Genomic DNA, 401 nt, shown 5'->3' on the forward strand with positions numbered 1-401 from the left:
GTCTGTGGATGAGTATTTCTGGCGACACATCCTGCACCGGGGACATCAGCAGGTGCTGTTTGTGGTGACGCAGGCCGACAAAACGGAGCCCTGCCATGAATGGGATATGGCCGGCATTCAGCCTTCTCCCGCACAGGCACAGAACATTCGCGAAAAAACGGAGGCGGTATTCCGTCTGTTCCGGCCTGTACATCCGGTTGTGGCCGTATCGGTCCGCACCGGCTGGGAAGTGGATACGCTGGTCAGTGCGCTCATGACAGCGCTTCCCGACCATGCCGCCAGTCCCCTGATGACCCGCCTGCAGGACGAGCTGCGCACGGAATCTGTCCGGTCTCAGGCCCGTGAACAGTTTACCGGTGCGGTGGACCGGATATTTGACACGGCGGAGAGCGTCTGTATTG

1 protein-coding gene is annotated in these 401 nt (G+C 60.1%); it reads left to right on the forward strand.

Translation table 11 applies throughout. The annotated features are described in order from the left end of the window. The coding region (locus E0L35_RS25890) for a hypothetical protein (protein WP_212751731.1) at positions 1-401 on the forward strand (401 nt) is incomplete at both ends.

It is taken from the genome of Halomonas sp. ATBC28, from assembly GCF_005937175.1.
In the GTDB taxonomy this organism is placed as follows: domain Bacteria; phylum Pseudomonadota; class Gammaproteobacteria; order Pseudomonadales; family Halomonadaceae; genus Vreelandella; species Vreelandella titanicae.